At 64.1% G+C, this 19,039-nt stretch carries 20 protein-coding genes; 11 read left to right on the top strand and 9 right to left on the bottom strand.

The annotated features are described in order from the left end of the window. Positions 1–43: 43 nt before the first annotated feature. From ACV1FX_RS06310 to ACV1FX_RS06300, 3 genes are read left to right on the top strand one after another with little or no spacing between them, the layout of a single operon-like run. Positions 44–1,324: an FGGY-family carbohydrate kinase gene (locus ACV1FX_RS06310; protein ID WP_473116694.1), complete on the top strand. Its 1,281-nt coding sequence runs from the start codon at positions 44–46 to the stop codon at positions 1,322–1,324. Further along, positions 1,321–2,190 (top strand): TIGR01459 family HAD-type hydrolase, encoded by an 870-nt coding sequence (locus ACV1FX_RS06305; RefSeq protein WP_473116693.1) that lies wholly within the window; start codon positions 1,321–1,323, stop codon positions 2,188–2,190. Before ACV1FX_RS06310 ends, ACV1FX_RS06305 begins: the two co-directional genes overlap by 4 nt. A gap of 9 nt (positions 2,191–2,199) precedes the next feature. Beyond that, complete coding sequence (locus ACV1FX_RS06300; protein ID WP_473116692.1) at positions 2,200–3,228, top strand: class II aldolase/adducin family protein; 1,029 nt, start codon at positions 2,200–2,202, stop codon at positions 3,226–3,228. A gap of 5 nt (positions 3,229–3,233) precedes the next feature. Here ACV1FX_RS06300 and lhpI read toward each other — a convergent pair whose 3' ends face one another. The 3 genes from lhpI to amaB form a co-directional block, all read right to left on the bottom strand. Beyond that, positions 3,234–4,187 carry a bifunctional Delta(1)-pyrroline-2-carboxylate/Delta(1)-piperideine-2-carboxylate reductase gene (gene lhpI / locus ACV1FX_RS06295; protein ID WP_473116835.1) on the bottom strand — a complete coding sequence of 318 codons (954 nt, stop codon included), beginning with the start codon at positions 4,185–4,187 and terminating at the stop codon, positions 3,234–3,236. A gap of 178 nt (positions 4,188–4,365) precedes the next feature. Continuing rightward, on the bottom strand, positions 4,366–5,649 hold the full coding sequence (locus ACV1FX_RS06290) for an NAD(P)/FAD-dependent oxidoreductase (protein ID WP_473116691.1): 1,284 nt from the start codon (positions 5,647–5,649) through the stop codon (positions 4,366–4,368). 6 nt (positions 5,650–5,655) lie between these two features. Next, positions 5,656–7,221, bottom strand: coding sequence for an L-piperidine-6-carboxylate dehydrogenase (gene amaB / locus ACV1FX_RS06285; RefSeq protein WP_473116690.1), 1,566 nt, complete (start codon positions 7,219–7,221; stop codon positions 5,656–5,658). On the opposite strand from amaB, the gene ACV1FX_RS06280 reads away from it, so the two are divergent. Both ACV1FX_RS06280 and ACV1FX_RS06275 read left to right on the top strand, forming a co-directional pair. Next, entirely contained in the window at positions 7,211–7,504 is a 294-nt protein-coding gene (locus ACV1FX_RS06280) for a hypothetical protein (protein ID WP_473116689.1), read from the top strand. The two genes, amaB and ACV1FX_RS06280, sit on opposite strands and share 11 nt — an antisense overlap. Positions 7,505–7,685: 181 nt before the next feature. Continuing rightward, positions 7,686–7,967, top strand: coding sequence for a hypothetical protein (locus ACV1FX_RS06275; RefSeq protein WP_473116688.1), 282 nt, complete (start codon positions 7,686–7,688; stop codon positions 7,965–7,967). Positions 7,968–7,977: 10 nt separating this feature from the next. Here the strand turns inward: ACV1FX_RS06275 and ACV1FX_RS06270 are convergent, their stop codons facing one another. The 5 genes from ACV1FX_RS06270 to ACV1FX_RS06250 form a co-directional block, all read right to left on the bottom strand. Then, positions 7,978–8,613, bottom strand: a complete 636-nt coding sequence (locus ACV1FX_RS06270; RefSeq protein WP_473116687.1) for a response regulator — start codon at positions 8,611–8,613, stop codon at positions 7,978–7,980. 159 nt (positions 8,614–8,772) lie between these two features. Beyond that, complete coding sequence (locus ACV1FX_RS06265) at positions 8,773–9,402, bottom strand: response regulator (RefSeq protein ID WP_473116686.1); 630 nt, start codon at positions 9,400–9,402, stop codon at positions 8,773–8,775. A gap of 92 nt (positions 9,403–9,494) precedes the next feature. Beyond that, positions 9,495–10,304: a sensor histidine kinase gene (locus ACV1FX_RS06260; RefSeq protein WP_473116685.1), complete on the bottom strand. Its 810-nt coding sequence runs from the start codon at positions 10,302–10,304 to the stop codon at positions 9,495–9,497. Positions 10,305–10,655: 351 nt separating this feature from the next. Continuing rightward, a complete protein-coding gene (gene arcA, locus ACV1FX_RS06255) occupies positions 10,656–11,918 on the bottom strand; it encodes an arginine deiminase (RefSeq protein WP_473116684.1) in 1,263 nt (420 codons plus the stop codon). A 41-nt stretch (positions 11,919–11,959) separates the two neighbouring features. Beyond that, positions 11,960–13,393 (bottom strand): basic amino acid/polyamine antiporter, encoded by a 1,434-nt coding sequence (locus ACV1FX_RS06250; protein ID WP_473116683.1) that lies wholly within the window; start codon positions 13,391–13,393, stop codon positions 11,960–11,962. 295 nt (positions 13,394–13,688) lie between these two features. Between ACV1FX_RS06250 and ACV1FX_RS06245 the strand changes: the two genes are divergently transcribed. Further along, positions 13,689–14,192 (top strand): DUF1269 domain-containing protein, encoded by a 504-nt coding sequence (locus ACV1FX_RS06245; protein WP_473116682.1) that lies wholly within the window; start codon positions 13,689–13,691, stop codon positions 14,190–14,192. 13 nt (positions 14,193–14,205) lie between these two features. Here ACV1FX_RS06245 and ACV1FX_RS06240 read toward each other — a convergent pair whose 3' ends face one another. After that, positions 14,206–14,919, bottom strand: a complete 714-nt coding sequence (locus ACV1FX_RS06240; protein WP_473116681.1) for a Bax inhibitor-1/YccA family protein — start codon at positions 14,917–14,919, stop codon at positions 14,206–14,208. A 229-nt stretch (positions 14,920–15,148) separates the two neighbouring features. Here ACV1FX_RS06240 and ACV1FX_RS06235 point away from each other — a divergent pair, with 229 nt between their 5' ends. From ACV1FX_RS06235 to ACV1FX_RS06215, 5 genes are all read left to right on the top strand, one after another. Then, complete coding sequence (locus ACV1FX_RS06235; protein ID WP_473116680.1) at positions 15,149–15,379, top strand: DUF6894 family protein; 231 nt, start codon at positions 15,149–15,151, stop codon at positions 15,377–15,379. Positions 15,380–15,560: 181 nt separating this feature from the next. Next, positions 15,561–17,000 carry a basic amino acid/polyamine antiporter gene (locus ACV1FX_RS06230; protein ID WP_473116679.1) on the top strand — a complete coding sequence of 480 codons (1,440 nt, stop codon included), beginning with the start codon at positions 15,561–15,563 and terminating at the stop codon, positions 16,998–17,000. Between the two features lie 33 nt (positions 17,001–17,033). Continuing rightward, entirely contained in the window at positions 17,034–17,267 is a 234-nt protein-coding gene (locus tag ACV1FX_RS06225) for a hypothetical protein (RefSeq protein ID WP_473116678.1), read from the top strand. A gap of 36 nt (positions 17,268–17,303) precedes the next feature. After that, positions 17,304–18,440, top strand: coding sequence for an AI-2E family transporter (locus ACV1FX_RS06220; protein ID WP_473116677.1), 1,137 nt, complete (start codon positions 17,304–17,306; stop codon positions 18,438–18,440). Continuing rightward, positions 18,437–19,039: a hypothetical protein gene (locus tag ACV1FX_RS06215; protein WP_473116676.1), complete on the top strand. Its 603-nt coding sequence runs from the start codon at positions 18,437–18,439 to the stop codon at positions 19,037–19,039. The genes ACV1FX_RS06220 and ACV1FX_RS06215 overlap by 4 nt, the downstream gene beginning before the upstream one ends.

Genomic DNA, 19,039 nt, shown 5'->3' with positions numbered 1-19,039 from the left:
CGCAGCCGGCGACGGTCTCAGTATGAAAGGGAGGCGAAAGCGCATGACGGGCGTGTTCCTCGGCATCGACGTGGGAACCAGCGGCGTCCGCGCCTGCGCCGTCGATGCGCGCGGCGACATCCAGGGCATGGAGACTGCCACCCTGGCTCCGCCGCGACAGGACGGTGATGCAATCGATCAGGATCCGGAAGTCTGGTGGCACGCGACGGTGGCCGCGATCAGCAAGCTCGGACGCAACATCGATCTCGACTCCGTCGAGCGCATCTGCGTTGACGGCACATCCGGCACGCTGCTCCTGATCGACGCGGCCGGCCATCCCTGCACGCCGGGGCTGATGTACAACGACACCCGCGCGGCAAACGAAGCGCAGCGCATTGCAACGGTCGCGCCGAAGGAAAGCGGCGCTCACGGTGCCAGCAGCGCTTTGGCGAAACTGCTTCACTTGTTGAGCGGCGGCGAAGCGAGCAGCGCGCGCTTTGCCGTGCATCAGGCCGATTGGATCGCCGGCCGGCTGGCGGGAAGCCACGGCATCAGCGACGAGAACAACGTCCTCAAGCTCGGCTATGATCCCGTCACGCGCAGCTGGCCGGCCTGGCTCGATGAGCTCGGCGTGCCCCACGCACTCCTGCCGCGCGTGCTGGTTCCGGGGACGCCGTTTGCCGAGATCGATCCGGGGATCGCCTCTGAGCTCGGCCTGTCGAAAACGGCACGCATCGCGGCCGGCACCACCGACGGCGTCGCCGCTTTCATTGCGACGCGCGCCGATACTCCCGGCGATGCCGTGACCTCGCTTGGCACGACGCTGGTCGTCAAGCTGCTCGCGACGCAGCCGATCTTCGCAGCCGATCAGGGCGTCTATTCGCACCGGCTCGGCGAACGCTGGCTCGCCGGCGGCGCCTCCAATTCCGGTGGCGGCGCGCTGCTCACGCATTTTTCGGCGGCAGAGATGGAACGGCTGACACCGCAACTGCGGCCGGAGGAACCAACCGGGCTGGACTACTATCCTTTGCCAAAACCCGGCGAGCGTTTTCCGATCGCCGATCCGACACTGGCCGCACGCATCACGCCGCGCCCGGCGGAAGATCATCGTTTCTTCCAGGCCCTGCTCGAAGGCATCGCCTCGGTCGAAGCCCTCGCCTATCAGCGTCTCGCCGCGCTCGGAGCACCGCGGCTGCGCCGCGTCGTCAGCATCGGCGGTGGTGCGAAGAACGCGGCATGGACCGAGATCAGGCACCGCGCGCTCGGTGTTCCCGTGACGACGGCCGAGCAAACCGAGGCAAGCTATGGCGCTGCGCTGCTGGCCTTGCAAGGCAGCCCGACATGAGAGCCGGCATCATCGAAATCGATGCGTTGAGCACGATCGCCGACCGGTTCGATCACGTGCTGCTCGACCAATGGGGTACGCTTCATGAAGGCGGCACCGTCTTCCCGGCCGCGCGGGAGTGCGTGGCGAAGCTCAAGGCGGCGGGCAAGCGGGTGCTGGTGCTGTCGAATTCCGGCAAGCGCGCGCGCAGCAACGAAGAGCGGCTTGCAAGGCTCGGCCTGCCGCCGACGGCCTATGACGGCATCCTGACCTCCGGCGAAGTGACCTGGGCGGGATTGCTTCAACGCGCACGCGCCCCGTTCGCCGATCTCGGCCATTCCTGTTTTCTCATCACGCGCGGCGGCGATCATTCCGTCGTCGACGGGCTCGATCTTGCGATCGTGACTGAGATCGAAAACGCCGATTTCATTCTGCTGGCCGGGCTCGATGACGACGTCGCCGAGCCCGAGCACTGGCGCGCTCGCTTCGCCATCGCCGCAGCACGGCGGTTGCCGATGCTATGCGCCAACCCTGATCTGACCATGTTCAGCGCAAACGGGTTGATCCCGGCGCCGGGCGCGCTGGCGCGGTTCTACGAGAAGCTTGGCGGCGCCGTGGCATTCGTCGGCAAGCCGCACGCGCCGATCTTCGAGGCCGCGCTGGAGCAACTCGGCCATCCCGATCCAAAACGGGTCCTGATGATCGGCGATTCCCTCGATCACGACGTCGCAGGCGCACGGGCCAAGGGAATGCTGACCCTGCTCCTCGGGGCCGGCGTGCACCGGGACGCACTCGCTGGCGCGCCCGATCTGCCGGCGGCGATCCGCATGCTGGCGGGATCGGAAGGTGCGACGCCGAACTGGCTGATGAATCATTTGACCTGGTGAGGCCCCGCGATGCGTGCGCCTGCGCAACTCGATGATCTCCGCGACATGTCGGCCCGCGTCGGCCGCAACATCCTGCTGGTGCAGGGTGCCGGCGGCAACTCCTCGGTCAAGGATGGCGACGTGCTATGGGTGAAGGCATCGGGCACCTGGCTTGCGGATGCGGAAGCCAAGGACATCTTCGTGCCGGTGTCGCTTGGGGCAGCACGCGCCGCGCTCATGCAAGGCGACGAAAAGATTCCTCTCGCTCCCGATGCCAAAACCAAGCTGCGCGCCTCGATCGAGACCTCGCTCCACGCGCTCATGCCGCATCCGGTCGTGTTGCATGTCCATTCGGTCAACACGATTGCCTGGGCGGTGCGATCCGACGCGCGCGGAGAGCTTGCCGGGCGCCTCGATGGATTGGCATGGCGCTGGCTCGACTACCATCATCCGGGACTTCCGCTGGCAAAGGCCGTGAATGATGTTCTGGCGGAGGATGCCGCAGATATCCTGATCCTCGGCAACCACGGGCTGGTGGTCGGCGCCGAAAGCTGTGCGGCCGCGGAAGCGCTCGTGGATGAGGTGGAGAGACGGCTCGCACTTGCTCCGCGCAGCGCAATACCCGCCGATGACGAGGCGCTCCGCTCGATCTGCGCCGGCACGGATTATCGTTCGCCAAAAGACCCGCTCTGCCACGGCGTCGCGATCGACCGCTTCAGTCGGGCCATTGCAACCAGCGGCTCGCTGTATCCGGACCATGTCGTCTTTCTCGGTCCCGGCCTGCCCGTGCTGGACCATGGCGAGGATCTGGGCATCCTGACGTCGCAAGCCCGGACGGACCGGCATCCGCCTCCGGTTGCGCTCCTCGTTCCCGGCCTCGGCTGCATCATTCGCAAGGATGCAAGCGATGGCGCCGAGGCCATGCTGACCTGTCTCGGACTGGTGACCTGCCGTGTGCCTCTGACGGCAGAGGTCCGCTATCTCTCAGCGGAGAACGAGCATGCATTGCTGAATTGGGACGCCGAGCGCTATCGCCAGCAATTGACCGCCGATCGCTGAGCCGGTCAGGCGTGAATTCCGGACTCCCATCCGCCGACGAGGAGCGAGGCGGCTGCGAGATCCTCGGACGCCGCGCCGACTGACTTGAACAGGGTGATCTCGCCCTCCTCCAGACGGCCGGGCCGCGCACCGCTGGTCAACTCATGCAGATCACCGCAAATCCTGGCGGGGTCCCAACGTCCGGCAGCGATCGGCTGGAGCAGATCGCCGGCTTCCGCGAGCGCGCCGCCATAGGTGTCGACGAAGACGCGGCTGCGGCAGACGGCCTCGTCGTCGCTCTCACGCATATTGGGCGTGAACGCGCCGACGAGATCGAGATGGGTGCCGGGCTTCAAGTTTCGGCCCAGCACGATGGGCTCGACCGATGTCGTCGCGCAACTGACGATATCCGCCTCGGCCAACGCCGCCGGCAGGTCGGCGACCGCATCAGCGGCGAACCCTTGCCGCGAGAACTCGCCTGCAAAGGCCTGCGCGCGCTGCGGATTGCGGCCCCAAACGAGCACGCGCTCGATCGGTCGCGCGGCGCGATGCGCAGCGGGCAGGCAGGCCGCAATGCGACCCGTGCCAATGACGAGCAGAGTCTTGCTGCTCGGGCGCGAGAGATAGCGCGAGGCAAGCGCGGATGCTGCGACGGTCCGCCGGTTGGTCAGTGCCTCGCCATCGATCAGCGCACGCGGCTGACCGGTCGCGCCGTCGAAGAGCGTGTAGAGCGACGACACCGCGCCCAGGCCGCGGGACGCATTCTCAGGGAATACCGTCACGAGCTTGACCCCGAGAGCCTTGCCTCTCTCCCAGGCCGGCATGGTCAGAAGACGACCGGACGCATCGGACGTTCCAACGTCGTAACTCTGCCGAACCGGCATCGCCTCGCCACCACGTCGGAAGGATTCGGTCAGCGCGTCGATCAGTCTGGCGTAGTCAAGGCCGGCCTCGACCTCGGCAGCGGTGTAGTAGCGCAGCAAGGCATCCTCTTTCTTGGTTCGACGGCGTAAAGCATGATCCGGACCCGAAGGGCCGCGTTAGCGCAAAGTGCGAAGCGGTTTTCCCTCGCGACGAACGCGGAACGCGCTTGCGCGGAGATCACGCTCAAACAATAGCCCAAAGCGCGATGACGGTTCATCCCAATCTCGTCGCGCTTTAGAGCCGCGCTTCGGTCAGATGAACGAGTTGGGATCCGGCGCGGTAGAGAGCCTCCTGCGCGAGGCGAAAGCGCGGCTCCTCGCAAATGGCGACCGGCAGCGGAAGGTCTTTTTCAGCGACATGGCCGAGCACGTAGGATGCCAGCACACCGCCAAACACCGTGCCCGGCGCGATGCCCCGGCCATTGTAGCCGCTGAAGGCAATGACGTTGCGGTCCAGCTTGTGAAAGCGCGGCAGATTGTCCGAGGTCATGCCGATCATGCCGAACCAGCCAGCCTCGAACCTGATGTCGGCAAGCTGCGGAAACAATTTTCGCAGCGAACGAATCGCCCACGCCCGGTGGATGGCAGCACCGCTTCCCTCGAGCGCACCAACGCTGCCAAATACCAGCCGGCACGCGCGATCGAAGCGGAACGAGGAGAGCACCTGCTTGGTGTCCCAGGCGCCCTGCCGTTCCGGCAGGATCGACGCCTTCAGATTGTCCGACAAGGGCTCGGTCGCGAAATTGAAGTACGGCAGATGAACCTGCTCCTGCCGAACCTGCGACCACGGTCCCTGCGCGTAGGCATCGGTGGCGACGATCACCCAATCCGCGCGGACCGATCCTGATTTCGTTTCGATCCTCCAGCGCGAGCCGTCCTCGCGCGCCGCGAGAACGGGACTTTGGGTGAATATCTTCGCGCCCGCCCCGAGCGCGACGCAGGCCAAGCCGCGGACATAGGCGAGCGGCTGAATGGTGCCGGCGCGCTTGTCCAGCAGCGCGCCGGCGAAGCTGCCACCGCCGATTTTCCGGCGCGTCTCCGCGGCGTTGAGCACCTCGACGGGCGCGCCGCGCCGCTGCCATTGCTCCGCGCGGGCCTCGATCTCGGCCAGGCCCTTGCTGCCGACGGCGCAATGCAGCGTGCCCGCGCGCTCCGGCTCGCAATCGATACCGTGTTTTTCGATCAGATCGAACACCCTGCGGGGTCCATGACCGAGAAGATCGATCAGGCGCTCACCAAAGCTCTGCCCCAGCGTCGCGGTGAGAGTATCAGGCATGACCCACATGCCTGCATTGACGAGACCGACATTGCGCCCCGAGCCCCCGAACCCGACTTCGGATGCTTCGAGCACGACGACGCGCGTGCCTGCCTCGGCGAGATGAAGCGCAGAGGAGATGCCGGTGTATCCGCCGCCGATGACGACGACGTCGACATCCAGATCGCCCGCGAGCGGCCTGGTCTCAGGCGCAGCCGGCGCCGTCAGTGCCCAAAGGCCATGCGATCGGGGATCATCCTGCATCAGGTCTCACACCACGTCGAACTTGACGCCCTGGGCCAGCGGGAGCGTACGGCCATAATTGATGGTGTTCGTGGCCCGGCGCATATAGGCCTTCCACGCATCGGACCCGGATTCGCGTCCGCCGCCGGTCTCCTTCTCGCCGCCGAACGCGCCGCCGATCTCGGCACCGGACGGGCCGATATTGACGTTGGCGATGCCGCAATCGGAGCCGCGCGCCGACAGGAACGTCTCGGCTTCGCGCAAATCATTGGTGAAGATCGACGATGATAGCCCTTGCGGAACGGCATTGTGCAGTTCGAGCACGGCATCGAGATCGCTGTATTTCAACACATAGAGAATGGGCGCGAAGGTCTCCTGCTCCACCGGCCCCGTCTGCGCAGAAATCTCGACCAGCGCGGGACGAACGTAGTGCGCATCCGTGGCTCCCTCGACGGCGATGCGCTCGCCGCCGTGAATGACAGCCCCTGCCCCCTTCGCGGCCTCGAGCGCAGCTTGCATCGCTCGATAGGCCGCGCCGTCGATCAGCGGACCAACCAGCGTGCCGCCTTCCAGGGGATTGCCGACCGCAACAGATGCATAGGCCCGCTTCAGCCGCGGAACGAAGCTGTCATACACGCTCTCATGGACGAAGAGGCGCCGCAGCGTCGTGCAACGCTGGCCGGCGGTTCCCATTGCGGCAAAGGCAACGCCGCGCAGTGTCAGGTCGAGATCGGCCGTCGGCGCAACGATGGCCGCATTGTTGCCGCCAAGCTCGAGAATCGCGCGCGCGAACCGCTTGGCGAGCCGCGGTCCAACGGCGCGGCCCATCGCGGTCGAGCCCGTGGCCGACACCAGCGGCACCTTCGCATGGTCGACAAGCAGCTCGCCGAGGTCGCGGCCGCCAATCAGCAGCGCCGCAAGCCCCTCTGGCGCAGCGCCGCCTTCCTTGGCAAAGCGCGCCAGCGCGCGGTCGAACAGCGCCTGGGTCGCCAACGCCGTCAGCGGGGTTTTCTCGGACGGCTTCCAGACGACGCTGTTGCCGCAGACGAGCGCCAGCGCCGCGTTCCATGCCCAGACGGCGACCGGGAAATTGAACGCGGAGATGATGCCGGTCACGCCGAGCGGGTGCCAGCTCTCCATCATCCGGTGCTCGCCGCGCTCGGTGGCGATGGTCAGACCGTAGAGCTGGCGGGACAGCCCGACGGCAAAGTCGCAGATGTCGATCATCTCCTGGACCTCGCCGAGCCCCTCGGACACGATCTTGCCGACCTCGATCGACACCAGCCGACCCAAAGCCTGCTTGTTGGCGCGCAGTTCTTCGCCGAACAGCCGGACCAGCTCACCGCGTTTCGGTGCCGGCACGAGCCGCCAGACCTGGAAGGCCGCATGCGCCTTCGCAATCAGCGCGGCAGCATCGGCCGCGCTGACTTCCCTGACCTTCCCGACGACCTTGCCGGTGATCGGCGTCTGCACGGTAAGCGTGCCCTCGGTGTAGCTGGCGCGGCTCACGCCGATGTCGGTGAGGAGCCTGTCGACCTCAGCGGCAAGATCGGCGGTATGAGCTTGGGTCTGAGGAGCGGATTTGACGGACATGACAGGCTTTCCGAAGTCGGCGTTGATTTGGACGCGCGGCCGCTGTGCCTGGCTGCGCGCGATGGCTCTTGATCGAACTGAAGTGGCTGCTGGTCAATGGCTAATTCTCATCAGGCCAGAGCTCGGCCATGCCGCGCAGCCGTTGGAAACCCATTGCTGCCCACCCAAGGAAGCGCCACAAGGAGTCATGCGGGATTTGCATGAACCTGCCGAAGTATTCCTGCCTTTTCAAGGCCGTCAAACGACGATTGCTCAACAGGTCATTCCAAAACCGAATAAGTGAGCCATCCTCCGTCGATTTTTGCCGTTCGAGCATCACGACGCACAACGCTTGATGTCGGCCTTAACGAAAATTCATCGACGCGGGCTGAAATTCACACCCATGTGTCTACCCGCGTGAACCGTCAGCCGGATAGTTTGCGCCGCGCCGTCGTTGAGACCAGGCAGGTCGAACGGAGGCTAACATGCAGAAAGCCACGATCCACGTCGCAATGGTGATCCTTGTTCTGGTCGCAGCGGCGGCAGCGTATGCAAAAGGCAGCGCGCACGGCGGAGGTTTGGCGGCGCCAGCCAATCCGGCGGTCCCGCCGACCCTGACATCCAGCTCGCACCTTTTGGACTATGCACCTCTGCCCGCCGAGCGACAGGTCAAACGGGAAGAGGATCCGTCTCGCGCGAGCGACCTTGGGCCCACACGCGAAGAGAGCGACCTCGACAGCAAGCTGGCGATCTGTCGAGGCTGCTGATCGTCGGCCTTCACGGCGCGACCAGCCTCTTGCGAATGGCATAGCGGACCAGTTCAGCCGTCGACGACATCCCGAGCTTGCGCATCGCCGATGCGCGGTGCGTCTCCACGGTCTTCACGCTCAACTTCAGGATGGTGCTGATGGACCTGTTGGTGTGTCCTTCGGCAATCAGCTGAACCACGCTCTGCTCGCGCGACGTGAGCAGCATGGCCGACTTGTTCTGCTTGTTGAGCTGGTAGTCGTGGAGCAGCTTCTCCAGCAGCAGGCTGGTGAAGTAGGGCCTGCCGTCGAGCAGCGCCTCGATGGCGGAAATCAGGTGGTTCCTGGCATCCGACTTGAACAGGAACCCCCGAACTCCCGCCAGGATGGCTTCGGTCAGCAGCTCCTCGTTCTCGTGCATCGTCAGAATCAGCACTTCGGTGCGTACACGCAGCGATTTGAGGCGACGGCTGACCTCCAGTCCGTTCATGAGCGGCATCGAATAATCGACGATCACGATATCGGGCCGCGTCTCCAGCGCCAATGCGACCGCCTGCTCGCCATTGGTGGCCTCCCCGCTGACGATCCAGTTGGAGCGGGTTTCGACGATCGCCCGCAGCCCGGAGCGCACGACTTCATGATCATCCGCAATCACGATGCGCTTCACGACGTCGTTCCCGTATGCCGGCCCGCGGGCCCATCGGGCGATCGATGGAAGCGACCGGCAGAAAGATCGAGCGATCATAGCGGTCGCGATCCAGCGGGTTATCCCACAAAACCCTGAAATCCCTCGGCGATTGTACTCAAGGGCCTCATACCTCGGGCCTCATACCTCGATCAGCCCGGCCCGCACCGCGTAGCGGACCAGCCCGGCTGTCGAATTCACGTCGAGCTTGCGCATCGCGGCCGCCCGGTGCGCCTCCGTCGTCTTGACGCTGAGGTCCAGGATGGAGCTGATCCCCTTGTTGCTGTAGCCCTCCGCAACCAGCTTGACGACGAGCTGCTCCCGCGGGGTGAGCGCCTGCCGGCTGTCGATGCCGGGACTCAGCCCGCCATCCAGATCGTTCTGACAGCTCCTGGTGCAGAACGGCTTGTGCGCCAGAAGCGCCTCGACCGCCGCCAGCAGCAGCTTGTTGGCGTCGGACTTCAGCAGAAATGCGCGCGCACCGGCCTGGAACGCTTCCTGCGCGAGCAGGCTGGAATTGTGCACCGTGAAGATCAGCACCTCGGTCTGAAGCGGGTATTCCCTGATCCGCCGCGCGACCTCGACCCCCGTCATGCGCGGCATGGAAAAATCGACAATGGCGACATGGGGCTGATTGGCGATTGCTGCGGCAACGGCCTTGCTGCCGTCATTGGCTTCAGCGACCACCTCCCAATCCGCCCGCTGTTCGAGCACGGCCCGCAGGCCAGATCGCACCGCCTCGTGGTCGTCGGCGATCAGAAACCGTTTCATGGCAGCGCACTCCAAGTTTTTTGACACGGTGGCAGCCTTGGGCGCCAGGCGCGACGGATGATTTCGGCCACCACCGGTGATCAGTTTTCTTTTCACGACGTGCCTGCGTGGACCCTCGCGACTGTTGTGGTCTTCCTGTTGCGTTTGCTTTCGACGAAATCGCGCGGCAACACCGCCAGCAATGTGGTGCCGGAATGTCGCGTCGCCGTATCGGATTGGATATGGAGCGTGCCCCCGATCTGCTGCAATCTGGCCCGCATGGCCGGAATGCCGACACCCATCACGGCCTTGGTGCCGGACCTTGCGCGGTCAACCGGAAAGCCCCGCCCGTTGTCGCTGACGGTCAGTTGGAAATGACTGCCGCTCGAGGCGACGGCGATCTTCACCTCTGTCGCCTTCGCATGACGAAAGACGTTCGTGAGCGCCTCCTGGATGACCCGGAGCAGCGCATGCTGCTTGTCACGCGACAAGCGATCGATATCCGACGAAATCCTGGTCGTGACATGCAGGGACGTCCGCGCGGCAAACCCGCGCGAATAGCGCTCGATCGTCGCTTTCAAACCGTCGACGGTCAGATTTTGCGGATGCAGCAGGTAAGCGAAGGCTCGGATCTCCCGCAGCGCCTCGTCGATCGAGGCGTCGATCTCGTCGCATAGCCGCGCAGCACCGGCCGGGTCGCTCAGGCTGGTACGCAGACGCATCAGGCCAAGGCTCGCCGCGATCAAATGCTGGCACGTCGAATCGTGAAGATCGGACGCGATCCGCTGTTGGATGCACTCCTGAAGGGACACCAGGCTGACGTTCGAATGCACGTCGGCCAGCCCATCTTCCGGACCGATCGGCAGCCATTTCCCGGCGCCGGTCCGGTTCGACTCGCAAGTGTGGGGGCCATGTAGCTTCATGGTACGCACTCACTATTGGAGCGGCTCCCGGCGTCGACGCTCGATGCCGAGTCTTCAATGTTCCCGAACGCGAGAGTGCTCCCTGCCCGTCGACGCAACGCCGGATGATGATCTCTGGGATCAAGAACCCGCGCCCTCGGGCATTGGCGATTATACACCGCCGGGCGGGGTACACTAGCAAGTAGTAATCAATGCGGATTGTAATCCCGAATATGTGAGATGAGGTTCCGCGCGCATGGCTATGCGATTCGTGCCAAATCGCCGCGAACCCTGCGCTCGGGCGCGACCGTGGAGCCGTCGCGGCACGACGTGCTCAGCCCTCTCACCGTCTAGTCTGAGCGCCTAAGGCCTCTAGTAGTCCACCGCGTCTCGCGTGATCGGACAGGTCATGCAATGACCGCCGCCACGGCCGCGGCCGAGCTCCGCGCCGACGATGGTGATGACCTCGATTCCCTCCTTGCGCAGCAGGGTATTGGCGTAGGTGTTGCGGTCATAGGCGAACACAACGCCCGGGGACGCGCAAACCAGATTGGCGCCACTGTCCCACTGCGTGCGCTCGCGCATATAGGCGCTGCCGCCGGTCTCAACGACGCGCAACTTCTTCAGGCCCAGCGCTTCCGCAATGACCTGCACGAACGGCTTGTCGTCCTTGTGCAGCTCGATGCCGGCCGCGTTGTCGGCGGGCCGGTACGAGAAGGCCCTGATGGTATCGACGATGTCGGGATAGATCAGCACACAGTCGCGATCGGCGAAGGTAAATACCGTATCGAGATGCATCGCTGCGCGCAGCTTCGGCATCACGGCCACGATCACGCGCTCGGCCGCCTTCTTCTTGAACAGGGCCGCGGCAACCTGGCTGATCGCCTGCCGCGAGGTGCGCTCGCTGAGGCCGATCAGCACGTTGCCTTTGCCGATCGGCATCACGTCGCCGCCTTCCAGCGTGGCAAGGCCATGATCCCGGGTCGGATCACCCCACCAGACGTTGACCTTGCCAGCAAAATCCGGATGGAACTTGTAGATCGCCGTGGCGAGGATCGGCTCTTCGTGTCGCGCCGGCCAATAGAGCGAATTGAGGGTGACGCCGCCATAGATCCAGCAGGTCGTATCCCGCGTGTACAGCGTATTCGGCAGCGGCGGCAGCAAATACTCGGTCATGCCGGCTGCCTCGCGAATGAGCCGCAACGCCTCGCCGCCATGGGCATCCGGAAAATCGTGGGTGGAAACGCCGCCGATCAGGGTTTCGGCGAGGTCACGGGGCTTCAGGCTTTCCAGATAGGCGCGCAGGTCGTCGACGAGATCCGGCCCGACCTGGTCGGGAACGACCTGGTTGTCGAGAATCCATTTCCTGGCCTCAGGGATCGCGACCGTCTCGGTGAGCAAGTTGTGCATCTCGACCACGTCGATGCCGCGGTCGCGCATCTTCTGCACGAAATCGAAATGATCGCGCTTGGCGTTGTCGACCCACAACACGTCGTCGAACAGCAGCGCGTCTTTATTGGATGGCGTGAGGCGCTGATGGGCGCGGCCCGGCGAGCAGACCATCACCTTGCGCAATTGTCCGACCTCAGAATGCACGCCGAAAGCAGTGGAGGAGTCCGAAGCTTGCTTTGCCATGGCAACTGCCTTGCTTGGAGGGTCTTCTTGGATGATCTTGCCTAGATGGTGATGTAGCCGGTGGCCAATCCGTGAATCCCGATCACGGCGCCGATCACGGCCACGATGAAAATGATCCACTCGACCGGCTTGAAGATCTTTGCCTTCTGCTCCAGACGAGCCCAGAAATACAAGACGGTACCGGGCGCGTAGAGAATGGCGGCGAGCAGCAGGTATTTCATCCCCGCCGCATAGATCAGGAAGAGCGTGTAGACGACGGCGATGCCGGTGAAGATCAGGTCGCGCCTGCGCTGATCCGGGCGCTTCTCATAGGTCTCGCCCCGCCTGACCAGCAAGAGGCCGTAGGCCGCGACCAGGAAAAACGGAATGAGGTTCATGACGCTCGTCAGATTGAGCATGAATGCGAAGGCATCGCGCGACCAATAGGTGCTGATGACGAAGAGCTGGACGACCACGTTCGTCAACCACAGCGCCGCGGCCGGCACCTTGTTCGCGTTCTCCGTGCCGAACACCGCCGGCATGTCCCGCGTGCGGCCCGCGGCGGAGAGCACCTCGGCGCAGATCAGAGACCAGGCGAGATAGGCGCCCAACACCGACACCAGCAGCCCAATGCTGACGAAGACGGCGCCCCAGTGCCCGACGACCGCCTCCAGCACCGTCGCCATTGACGGCTGTCGCATGTCCGCGATCTCGGCGCGCGGGAGCACGGCATAGGGCAGCATGGTGACGAACACCATCAGGCTGGTCACGATCACGAAGCCAAGGATCGTTGCGGCGCCAACATGGGCACGCTCCTTGGCATAGCGCGAATAGACGCTGGCGCCCTCAATGCCGAGGAAGACGAACACCGTGACCAGCATGGTCGCCCGGATCTGCTCGAACAGGCTCTTGTCCGGCATGCCCTCGCCGCCCCAGAAGTTGGCGCGGAACATGTCCGCCTTGAAGGCGAAGATCAGGATCGCGATGAAGACCAGGATCGGTACGATCTTGGCGATGGTGACGATGGTGTTGATCGCGGTCGCCTGCTGCACGCCGCGTAAGATCATGAAGTGGAACAACCAGATGCCGATGGAGGCGACGATGATCGCGGTGACGGTGTTGCCATCGCCGAACACGGGGAAGAACGCGCCGAGCGTCGACTTGATCAGCACCCAGTAGGACACGTTGCCGATGCAGCTCCCGGACCAATAGCCGAGCGCCGAGAGGAAACCCGGATAGTCGCCAAATCCGGCCTTCGCGTAAGCATAGACGCCGGCGTCGAGATCGGGCTTGCGTTCGGCCAGCGACTGGAAGACGCGGGCCAGCGTATACATGCCGCCGCCGGCGATGCACCAGGCAAAGATGGCTCCGAACGGGCCGGTTGCGATACCGAAGGTGCGCGGCAACGAGAAGATGCCCGAGCCGACCATCGAGCCGACCACCATCGCGGTCAGCGCGAATAGCGAAAGCTTCTGGGTCGATGACATCGTGGTCATGGCGGCCTCGCGCGGTCCGCAGCGTTCTTGCCAATCGGCTCTAGTCGGCACTTCCGACGATGCGCCTTTGAACTCGCAGGGAATATCGGGTGATTACCTAGTCATGGATCAGGATTTCCCTCCTCGCCGGGCACCTCACCGGTCCCCTCGCACGCGCCCCCTCGCGCATCGGAATATTCATCCTTGGGGCCCAGGGTTTTCTCCGATGCCGTGCATAGCACGCGCGGACTACCTTCGCGCCGGAGTGCACCATCAGCAGCATCCCGCCCAGCCGACAAAGCTCAAGGAGGTTTCGATGTCCGATCTCGTCGCGATCGTGTACCCGACCGAGGCAAAAGCCGAGGAAGTGCGTCAGCGGCTGCTCAAACTGCAGAAGGAGTACCTCATCACCATCAGCGACGCCGTGATCGCCGTAAAGACCGATTCCGGCGGTATCAAGCTCAACCAGCTCGTCAACACGACGGCCGTCGGGGCGATGACGGGAAGCTTCTGGGGGCTGTTGATCGGCGTGCTGTTCCTGAACCCGATCCTCGGCGTTGCGGTCGGGGCGGCGTCCGGCGCGTTAGGCGGCGCGCTATCCGACTTCGGCATCGACGACGCCTTCATGAAGTCGCTGTCCGCCAATCTCAACCCCGGTAATGCGGCCCTCTTCATCCTGATCAAACAGATGACGGCGGACAAGGTGCTAAAGGAGATCAAGGACGCCGGCGGCGTCGTGCTGAAGACCTCGCTGGACGAGAGCAAGGAAAAGATGCTGCGCGACGCACTCGCCAGCGCAGCGGAGCGGCCGGCGGCTTGATGCCGCCTCCCCCTCAGCGGCGATTGCCGAGAAGGCGAAGCAGCATCATGAACAGGTTGATGAAGTTGAGATAGAGCGACAGCGCCGATATCACGGACTTGCGGCCTGCCGACGTCTCATCGTCCGTGCTGTCGTACATCGCCTTGATGCGTTGCGTGTCATAGGCGGTGAGGCCTGCAAAGACGCCGACGCCGACGATCGAGATCAGCCAGTCGAGCCCGGTCGACCTCAGGAAGAGGTTGACCAGGCTTGCGATGATGATGCCGATCAGGCCCATGAACAGGAAGGTGCCGACCCCGGACAGGTCGCGCCTCGTCGTATATCCGAACAGGCTGAGAGCACCGAAGGTCGCCGCGGTGATGAAGAACACGCGTGTGATCGAAGCGCTGGTGTAGATATGGAGCAGGATCGAGAGCGATATGCCGACGAGGGCAGCATAGACGAAAAACAGCGTCCTCGCCGTCGACACCGATAGCGTATTGATGCGCGATCCCAGGAAGAACACCAGCGCGAGCGGCGCCAGGATGAAGACCCACATCACCGGGCTTTGCAGCCAGGCGGGATCGACCAGCTGATAGGTCAGCCACGCCGCAACCGCGGTCACGCCGACACCGGCAGCCATGTGATTGTAGATCCGCAACATGTAGTCGCGCAGTCCGACGTCAAACGCAATCGCGCTGCCGCCTGCCTGGCCTTGGGCCGCCAGGTTCTGATCATAATTCGACATCGCTTTCCTCCTCTCGCGCGTCGGGGACACGAGATCATGCTATTCCGGTGCGCAGGCCCCTGATATCGGCTGAACACCCGAGGATCCCGGATAGGATTCCCCTAGTCCGGACAGGCCGCCTCGATCTTGCGGTAGCGCAATCCTCCAGGCCGCTCGTCATTCCTTTGGCGGAGGCGCCTTACGGGTTTGTCACTGGAAGCCGTCCACGCGCCAGCCTAATGCATGCCGCATGCGTTACTTCTTTCATATCGTCGACAGATATGGCCTCTTCCCCGACCGGATCGGATGCGAGCACGCCGACCAGGATGCTGCACTGGAGCACGCGAGACGGCTTGCAACCGAACTCGCCAGGACAGGCGAGTTCTTTACGTCGAGCTTCGTCTTTGTGGCGCAGGCGGCGCCCCCCGGTTGGCCATCGAGTTCCGACCGCCCCTCGGCCACGCAGGTCATCGAAGCCTGACAGCAGCACTTCGCGAAGAAGCCGGCGATGCCGATTTACGGCCATCGCCCTCTACAGAGAATCCCTGATGTGCGGGCGGGAAAGCCGCCTCTAAGGTCGCAGGTCTGAGGACCGGCCGACATCCCGCGATTCACGCGGACCGTCGTGCCCGGTCATTCCAATCGGGAGGCCATTCCCCGTCATGGCTCCTTCGTCGCACGAGGCCGCTCAGACGCTTTCGCGCAGCGCGCTCACCGCGCTCGTGGTCGGGTCGATGGTAGGGTCGGGCATCTTCGCGTTGCCCGCATCCTTTGGCCGCGCCACGGGCGTACTCGGAGCGATCATCGCCTGGATCATCGCCGGTACGGGCATGCTGATGCTGGCGCTGGTGTTCCAGGCGCTCGCACGCCGCAAGCCGGAGCTCGACGCCGGCATCTACGCTTACGCCAGGGCCGGATTCGGCGATTACATCGGCTTTGCCTGCGCCGCCGGCTATTGGATCGGCTGCTGTCTTGCCGATGTCACCTGTCTCATCCTGATCAAGGCCACGCTCGGGCAGTTCTTTCCCGTGTTCGGCGACGGCACGACGCCGACAGCAATCGCGACGGCATCGGTGCTGCTGTGGGGCGTGCATGTGCTGGTGCTGCGCGGCATCAAGGGCGCGACCACCCTCAACACGATTGCAACCTACGCCAAGATCGTCCCGATCCTGGCGTTTATCATCGTGGCACTCTTCGCGGTAGACGCCGAACGGCTGTCACAAAGCTTCTGGGGAACGGACGAGCCAGCTCTCGCGGACGTCTTCACGCAGGTCCGCGGCACGATGCTGCTCACCGTCTTCGTCTTCGTCGGGATCGAGGGCGCAAGCGTATACTCACGCTATGCCAGGGACCGCTCCGACATCGGGGTTGCGACCGTCACGGGCTTCCTCATCGTGCTGAGCCTGCTCGTCCTCGTGACGCTGCTCTCCTACGGCGTGCTGCCGCGCGAGACGCTGGCAGCGCTTCCGACGCCGTCGATGGCCGGCGTGATGGAGGCGATGGTCGGCCGCTGGGGCAGCATCTTCATCAGCGTCGGACTCCTGATCTCGATCCTCGGAAACTACCTGTCATGGTCGCTGCTGGCGGCCGAAGTGCTGCATTCGGCGGCGCTGAACCGCACCATGCCCTCCTTCCTCGGCAGCGTGAACGCGCACCAGGTCCCAGCGGGCGCACTCTGGCTCACCAACTGCGTCATCCAGGCATTCCTGCTGGTCACCTGGTTTGCGGAATATGCCTTCACGCTTGCGCTCAAGATGACCAGCGCGATGACGCTGATCCCATATTTCTTCGTTGCCGCATATGGACTGAAGCTCGCCTCTCTCGGCGAGACCTATGATGCAGGCGAGCGCGCCCGCACCGTCGACTGGGTCCGCTCGGCCGTCGCGACACTTTATGCCGCCGGCATGATCTATGCGGGCGGTCCCAAGTTTCTGCTGCTGTCGTCGATCCTGTACGCACCGGGAACGGTGCTCTTCTTTCTCGCAAAACGCGAGCGCAAGGAAACGACCTTCAGGCCATTCGAAGCCATCACATTCGCAGCGCTGGTGGTCGCGGCATGCGCCGGCATCTATGCGCTGACCGTCGGAGCTATCTCGATCTGAACTCGCTCGTTTGAATCGTCAATGGAGGCGAACATGAACATCCGAGCCCTTTGCGCCGGTCTGATCCTTGGACTGGCGGCAGCGATTGCACCTTCGACCCCGTCTTTGTCGCAATCCGACACCAAGGGCGCAGCCGCGCCGAAGGATACCGGTGCAGCGGCGCCCACCGCCACACCCAATACCAACACCAACCCGACGAAACACCGCTATTGGCGCCATCGCGGCGGCACGCATCCGCACTATGGCAGTCGCCGGGTTCGCACCTAGCAACGAAGGTTCGAACGCCTGCAAATTGGTCGATCGATGAGCGACACCCGGATCGGACAGGACAGGCTGCGCGAGGTGGTGCGGCGCGACGAAGCCGACCCCACCGGCGGCGACGGCCGGCGCAGCCTGCTCACGACGGGGCTCACCCTCCTTGCTGCATGCGTCGCACTGTTCCTGGCATGGCAATCCGTTTCGAGCCTCCTCGTCGTCTTCGCTGGCGTGCTGTTTGCGGCCCTCCTGGACGCCGCCGCGCGGGCGCTCGCGCCCGCCCTCCCGCTCAAGCGGGTCTGGCGATTGACGCTCGTGCTTCTGTTCCTCACCGCCCTGTCGGGACTTGGTCTCGTTTGGGGTGCGCGCAAGCTGCCGGAGCAGACGCGCATATTGCTCAAGGTGATGGACGCCCAGCTCGACATCCTCCAGGAGCATCTGTTGTCGTACGGCGTCGATCTGCTCGGCCCGGAATGGGGCCGGGATTTCGCGCAATGGCTGTTCTCCGATCAGGGCCGGCTCCTCAGCCACGCCCAGTTCGTGCTGGGCGGCGCCTCGAGCGTGCTGACTGCCACGCTCGTGATCCTGTTCCTCGGAATCCTCTTTGCATTCGATCCAACCAGCCATCGCGAAAGCCTGGTGATGCTGGTGAAACCGTCCTATCGGGCACGAACGCGCGAGGTGATGGACGAGATGGGCAGCGTCATGCGGCTCTGGTTCGTCGGACAGCTCATCCGCATCATCCTGATGACGCTGTGCGTCTGGATCGCGCTCTACCTCATCGGCCTGCCCGGTCCCTTCGTGCTTGGGCTCCAGGCCGGGTTGTCGAACTTCATCCCGTATCTCGGGCCTATCGTTGCCGCCATTCCGATTGCGCTCGTCGCGATGCCTCTCGGCGGCTCGCTTCTGATCTGGGCCGTCGTCGTCTACACCATCATCCAGTCGGTCGAAGGCTACGTGATCGGCCCGCTGATCCAGCGCCAGGCCGTCGAGATCCCGCCGGCATGGACCCTGGTCGCGATCGTCCTGTTGGGCGCGCTGTTCGGAGTCATGGGAATCGCGCTGGCGATGCCGCTGGTCGCCATCGGCCGGGTCGCGATCGTCAGATTCTATGTCGAGGACTATCTCGGCGATGGCCCCAGACTGGCGCTGGGCAACGGCAAATCACGCGTGGGTGACCCATGAACGACACTGAGCGCGAGATGGATACACAGCAGGCCGGGAGCGACGAAGCCTATTCGGGCATGGCCCATTTCCTGTGGCAGCAGCTTCCCTATGTCGTGGCATTGGTGCTGGCCGTCGCGGGCGTGGCCTACACCAATGTCTCGCACCAGCCCCTGGTCGGTTACTGGGAGTTCCTGGCACTCGCCATCGGCGTCGTCTGTGTCATCACCAAATGGCCGGATGTCGAGGGCAAGGAAGCCAGGTTGCGGTTGATCTGGACACAGGCGCTGCACTGGATCGCCGTCCTGCTTACGATGAACATCATCCTGGTGTCGGGCGTGCAGCAATTGCTTCCGACACCGGCAACCGGCCTTGTTTTGCTGACGTTGCTCGCGCTCGGAACATTCCTGGCGGGCGTCAGTCTTCTGTCGCTGCAAATTGCCTTCCTCGGCGTGGCGATGGGCTTGGCCGTTCCGGCGATATCCTGGCTCAAGCAGTCCTTCTTCTTCTTCCTGCTGGGCGCCGTGCTCCTCATCGGCCTCGGCCTTACCTTCTGGCTTCGCCAGGATCGGCGGCCGAGGACTGCGCCCGCCGATACCAAGACGCACATGGAGACCTGA

The sequence above is a fragment of the Bradyrhizobium ingae genome (genome assembly GCF_055791185.1).
The sequence above is the reverse complement of the archived record's forward strand: the minus strand, read 5'-3'. Positions and strand labels throughout refer to the sequence as shown.

Bases quoted from the DNA above. Each gene is read 5' to 3' on its own strand.
- ACV1FX_RS06310 (WP_473116694.1), top strand. From the start codon at position 44: ATGACGGGCGTGTTCCTCGGCATCGACGTGGGAACCAGCGGCGTCCGC.
- ACV1FX_RS06305 (WP_473116693.1), top strand. From the start codon at position 1,321: ATGAGAGCCGGCATCATCGAAATCGATGCGTTGAGCACGATCGCCGAC.
- ACV1FX_RS06300 (WP_473116692.1), top strand. From the start codon at position 2,200: ATGCGTGCGCCTGCGCAACTCGATGATCTCCGCGACATGTCGGCCCGC.
- ACV1FX_RS06290 (WP_473116691.1), bottom strand. From the start codon at position 5,649: ATGCAGGATGATCCCCGATCGCATGGCCTTTGGGCACTGACGGCGCCG.
- amaB (WP_473116690.1), bottom strand. From the start codon at position 7,221: ATGTCCGTCAAATCCGCTCCTCAGACCCAAGCTCATACCGCCGATCTT.
- ACV1FX_RS06275 (WP_473116688.1), top strand. From the start codon at position 7,686: ATGCAGAAAGCCACGATCCACGTCGCAATGGTGATCCTTGTTCTGGTC.
- ACV1FX_RS06265 (WP_473116686.1), bottom strand. From the start codon at position 9,402: ATGAAACGGTTTCTGATCGCCGACGACCACGAGGCGGTGCGATCTGGC.
- ACV1FX_RS06260 (WP_473116685.1), bottom strand. From the start codon at position 10,304: ATGAAGCTACATGGCCCCCACACTTGCGAGTCGAACCGGACCGGCGCC.
- arcA (WP_473116684.1), bottom strand. From the start codon at position 11,918: ATGGCAAAGCAAGCTTCGGACTCCTCCACTGCTTTCGGCGTGCATTCT.
- ACV1FX_RS06250 (WP_473116683.1), bottom strand. From the start codon at position 13,393: ATGACCACGATGTCATCGACCCAGAAGCTTTCGCTATTCGCGCTGACC.
- ACV1FX_RS06245 (WP_473116682.1), top strand. From the start codon at position 13,689: ATGTCCGATCTCGTCGCGATCGTGTACCCGACCGAGGCAAAAGCCGAG.
- ACV1FX_RS06240 (WP_473116681.1), bottom strand. From the start codon at position 14,919: ATGTCGAATTATGATCAGAACCTGGCGGCCCAAGGCCAGGCAGGCGGC.
- ACV1FX_RS06235 (WP_473116680.1), top strand. From the start codon at position 15,149: ATGCGTTACTTCTTTCATATCGTCGACAGATATGGCCTCTTCCCCGAC.
- ACV1FX_RS06230 (WP_473116679.1), top strand. From the start codon at position 15,561: ATGGCTCCTTCGTCGCACGAGGCCGCTCAGACGCTTTCGCGCAGCGCG.
- ACV1FX_RS06225 (WP_473116678.1), top strand. From the start codon at position 17,034: ATGAACATCCGAGCCCTTTGCGCCGGTCTGATCCTTGGACTGGCGGCA.
- ACV1FX_RS06220 (WP_473116677.1), top strand. From the start codon at position 17,304: ATGAGCGACACCCGGATCGGACAGGACAGGCTGCGCGAGGTGGTGCGG.
- ACV1FX_RS06215 (WP_473116676.1), top strand. From the start codon at position 18,437: ATGAACGACACTGAGCGCGAGATGGATACACAGCAGGCCGGGAGCGAC.